The organism is Archangium sp., assembly GCF_036389735.1.
Taxonomy (GTDB): domain Bacteria; phylum Myxococcota; class Myxococcia; order Myxococcales; family Myxococcaceae; genus Archangium.
Genome location: NZ_DASVWK010000292.1, coordinates 1 through 4,317, shown reverse-complemented (window position 1 = coordinate 4,317; position 4,317 = coordinate 1). Strand labels below are relative to the sequence as shown.

Sequence of the window (4,317 nt, the reverse complement as noted above, 5' to 3'; positions counted from 1 at the left end):
TGGCCTTGAGCAGGCTGGCCGGCACGCCGAACTCGGCGGAGGCCTTGGCGAAGGCGGCGTCCAGCTCGTACGGGGTGCGCTCGGCCTCGCGCTGGGCGGGGGTGCGCGCGTCCTCGACGGCGGCCGGGGCCGGGGGAGTCGCGGGCTCCTGGGGACCACAGGCGGCCAGGGACAGCGCGGCGGCGGCAGCGGCCACCAGGGGCTTACGGAACGGGTGCATGCACGACACTCCTTGTGTGGGGGGACGGGGGATGGGGGCGAGAAGAGGCACTTCCCCGGACTGCACGGGAAGACTGTATTTACAGGGAATCCGCGTTGGCACGAACGAAAACGGGCCAGGGAAGCGAGTCCCCCGGCCCGTTACAGGGGGCGGGCCCGGCCAATCGCCGTGCCCTACCCCGCTACATCACGACTTCAGCGCACCTGGATGGCGTCGGCGATGACCTGGGCGCCAGACGTGGTCCAGCGGCTGACCTGCACCTTGTTCCAGCCCGCGGAGAAGTTGTAGGTGCCCAGCGTGTTCCACCGGCCGCCGTTGATCTGCTGGTTCATGCTCACCGTGGCCAGCTTGGTGCCGGCCGCGTTCCAGATGACGAAGGGCGTGGTCGTCGAGCGATCCGTGGCCGAGGTCCACCAGGCGTCGACCGTCTTGGTCGCCGCCGCGGGCAGGTAGAAGTAGAACGTCGCCGGCTCGGACACCGCCGCGGTGGAGGAGGCGTAGTAGCCGCTGCCGTAGAAGCCGCCCACGTTCGAGGACGAGACCCAGCTGGCGCCCGTCAGCTCGATGTAGCCCTTGGAGGTGTCGTTGTTGGCGTTGTTGCTGTCGACGATGAGGCCCGTGGTGGTGGTGCCGCAGTAGCTCTGGATCTTGCTGATGTACGTCGACCACGGCCAGTTGGGACCCGGGTCCGTGCGGGTGGCCGGCTGCAACCGGCCGTGCGCCACGATGTGGTAGCTGTCACGCACGATGCCCTGGCCCTTCGTGATGTCGCAGGACAGCTTCGCCGAGGCGTCGATCTGCCCGGCCGGGAACGAGGTCTGGCTGGCGAAGCCGCCGTGCTCGATGCCCACCGAGAAGTTGTTCACCGACTGGCCATTGGCGCCGCACATCACGCCGCCATTGAGGTTGCAGTCGTAGCTGGCGCCGATGTGCCAGCCACGGTTGGCCTCGGTCACGAGCTGCGAAATCTCCGAGCCGCTCTCGTTCACCACGTAGTGCGCGCTCACGCCGGAGGCGGAGTTGACCAGCCAGCTCCAGCAGCTCGAGTAGCTGCCCTCGCACGTGTGGATGATGATCATCGAGACGTCCGTGCCCGCCGGACGCGCGTTGTAGTTGGGGGACGGGCGCCAGATGGCGGGCGCGTAGTCCGCGCTCATCGCGCTCACGCGCGGCGAGGTGAACTGCGCCTGCACGCCGGCCTCGGGCATCAGCGAGACGGCGACATGGCCCTCGGGGGTGCTGGCCACGACTCCCTTGCGCAGCACGCCATACACCTCGGCGTGCACGTAGTTGGCCTGCGCGTCCGCGTGGGTGATGCCGCTGAGCTCCACCACCGCCGGGGCCCACGCGCCCAGCTCCGCGCGCTGCACGCCCAGCTTGTCCGCGTACGCGGAGAGCAGCGCCGCGGCGCCACGGATGTTGGCCTCGGGCTGGGTGCGCACCGCCTCCTCGGACACGCCCGCCAGGCGCGCCGCCTCGGCCACGTTCGCGCCGCGCAGGGCCATCAGGCCGTACGCCGCCGGCATCCCCTCGAACTCCACCTCGCCCTTCACCATCTCGAAGCGCGTCTCGGTGTAGGCGATGGCCTTGAGCAGGCTGGCCGGCACGCCGAACTCGGCGGAGGCCTTGGCGAAGGCGGCGTCCAGCTCGTACGGGGTGCGCTCGGCCTCGCGCTGGGCGGGGGTGCGCGCGTCCTCGATGACGGCGGGAGCGGGGGTGGACGTGGGCTCCTGCGGACCACAGGCGGCCAGGGACAGTGCGGCGGCGGCGGCGGCCACCAGGGGCTTACGGAACGGGTGCATGAGCACTCCTTGGGGGGGAACGGCGATGGAGGAATGGCGCCTCCCCGCTTGGCGGGGGGCCAGGCGCGATAAGATGCACTTTCCCGGACGACAAGGGAAGCCTGTTTTTCTAGGAAGGCAAGAAAGCCGCACAATTGTCTTGCAGCGGTCAGCAGGACGTGGCGCATGACGCGGCGCGTGGAGTGCACATCCGGGGCGACTCGGGCCGCGGGCCTGGGTTAGGAGAAGACCATGCGCCTCTTCGCCATCGGCGACACCCACCTGCCCTCCACGCGCAACAAGGACATGCACCGCTTCGGCTGGACGGATCATCCGTTGCCGCTCCAACGAGCCTGGGACGAGAAGGTGCGTCCCGAGGACGTGGTGCTGGTGGTGGGGGACATCTCGTGGGCCACGCGCCCCACGGAGGTGCAGGACGACCTGAAGTGGCTGGACGAGCGGCCGGGGCGCAAGGTGCTGGTGCGCGGCAACCACGACTACTGGTGGGGAGACTCGGCGGCGAAGCTGCGCCGGGTGCTGGAGCCGTACAAGACGCTGGAGGGCTTCCTGCACAACAGCGCGTTCGTCATCGGGCGCTGGGTGATCGCCGGCACGCGGCTGTGGACGGCGCCCGAGGCCCCGCCGATGCCGGGCGGGGAGATGGGGGACGAGCCGGAGGATCTGGGGTACGTGGAGCGGGAGACGCGGCGGCTGGCGACGTCCATCGCGGACGCGGAGAAGAAGGAGAAGGAGAGCGCCGAGCCGCTGACACGGGTGGTGGCGGTGCACTTCCCGCCCCTGTACTCCAACGAGAAGCCCACCTCCTTCAGCGCCCCCATCGAGGCCTACAAGCCGAAGGTGTGCGTCTACGGGCACCTGCACGCGGGAGGCATCCCGGCCGGCTTCACGGGGGAGCGGGCCGGGGTGCGTTACGTGCTGGCCTCGTGCGACGCGGCGGGCTTCTCGCCGGTGCTGCTGGACGGCTAGCTACGGGGCCAGGGAGAGCGTCTTCCAGGGCTGCGCGCTGCCCGCCGGGCGGCACTCGCGCCAGGCCTCGCCGCTGTCGTGCACGGGCGAGCCGTTGCGCTCGAGGGGCACGCCCACCGGGCACACGCCGCGGGTGAGGTTGCCCGACATGTCACGCACCTCGAAGTGGACCGTGTACACGCGACCATCCCCGGAGCCCGAGCGGTCCGCGCGGACCTTCACGGTGGTGGCGTCCACGAAGACGACATCCGGCTCGGCGCCGCTCTGCGGCTCGTCGGAGGACACGCAGGTGATGGCGGCGTTGGCGCCGGTCTGCGTGAGGCCACCGCTGCACTGGTCCCGCACCACGATGCAGTCCTCGAGGCGCACGGTGCGGTAGAGCTGGTCGACGGGCCAGAAGGGCACGGGCGGCGTCACGGTGACGACCGGGGACGTCTGGTCCACCACCTTGAGGGTGGAGGTGCACGAGGCCTCGTTGCCCGAGGCGTCCCGAGCGGTGTAGCGCACGGTGTTGGTGCCGAGCGGGTACCAGTCCGCCTGTGGGCCGGAGACCTGGGCCGTGGTGCAGGTGTCGACGGCGGTGGCCAGGCCGGGGGCGATATAGGCGGAGTTGCGGCCGGTGCACTCGGCGGTGATGGACTCGGGGCACACGAGCACGGGCGCCACGGTGTCCACGACCGTCACGGTGGGAGCGCAGGTGGCGGTGTTGCCGGACGCGTCCGTCGACGAGTACTCGAGCTTGTGCGAGCCGAGCGGCAGGTGGAGGGGCCCATCGGGATGCGTCACGCTGGCGGGGCCGCAGTTGTCCGTGGCGGAGGTCTGGGGCGGAGTCACGATGGCGCGGCCCTGGCCGGAGCACTGCACCTGGAAGTCGGCGGGGCAGACGAGCGCGGGAGCCTCGCAGTCACGCACCGTCACCTTGGACCAGCAGGAGTCATGCGCCCGGCCATCGGTCACGGTGGAGCAGACGCCGTGGTTGCCGGGGGCATAGGGGCCCAGCGGATGCACGTCCCACGAGAGCGCGTCCCCATCCGCGTCGGTGGCGGTGGCCGGCGGGGTGCTCAAGGTGGCGACGCACACGCCCGGGTCGGTGCACACGGAGACGTCCTGGCAGGTGGCGTCGGGCGCGCGGTTCTCCTTCTGGCACGAGGCGGTGCAGCCATCGCCGTCCGCGCGGTTGCCGTCGTCGCACGTCTCGCCGGAGTCGATGCGGCCGTTGCCGCACGGGTTCTCCTTCTGGCACGAGGCGCTGCAGCCATCGCCGTCCGTGCGGTTGCCGTCGTCACAGGACTCGCCGGAGTCGACGCGACCGTTGCCGCACGGGTTCTC

Annotated in this window: 3 protein-coding genes and 1 pseudogene; 1 reads left to right on the top strand and 3 read right to left on the bottom strand. The window is 70.8% G+C overall.

Translation table 11 applies throughout. From position 1 onward, the window contains the following. Together VF794_RS10365 and VF794_RS10360 are read right to left on the bottom strand one after the other, a co-directional pair. Positions 1–220: pseudogene (locus tag VF794_RS10365) on the bottom strand (N-acetylmuramoyl-L-alanine amidase); the annotation flags it as partial. Positions 221–414: 194 nt separating this feature from the next. Further along, complete coding sequence (locus VF794_RS10360) at positions 415–2,022, bottom strand: N-acetylmuramoyl-L-alanine amidase (RefSeq protein ID WP_331109259.1); 1,608 nt, start codon at positions 2,020–2,022, stop codon at positions 415–417. A gap of 231 nt (positions 2,023–2,253) precedes the next feature. Here VF794_RS10360 and VF794_RS10355 point away from each other — a divergent pair, with 231 nt between their 5' ends. Next, positions 2,254–2,988, top strand: a complete 735-nt coding sequence (locus tag VF794_RS10355; RefSeq protein ID WP_331109258.1) for a metallophosphoesterase — start codon at positions 2,254–2,256, stop codon at positions 2,986–2,988. On the opposite strand, the gene VF794_RS10350 is transcribed toward VF794_RS10355, so the two are convergent. Continuing rightward, a partial coding sequence (locus VF794_RS10350) for an HYR domain-containing protein (RefSeq protein ID WP_331109256.1) occupies positions 2,989–4,317 on the bottom strand: 1,329 nt, incomplete at its 5' end.

Coding starts and splice junctions, on each gene's coding strand:
- VF794_RS10360 (WP_331109259.1), bottom strand. CDS start 2,022: ATGCACCCGTTCCGTAAGCCCCTGGTGGCCGCCGCCGCCGCCGCACTG.
- VF794_RS10355 (WP_331109258.1), top strand. CDS start 2,254: ATGCGCCTCTTCGCCATCGGCGACACCCACCTGCCCTCCACGCGCAAC.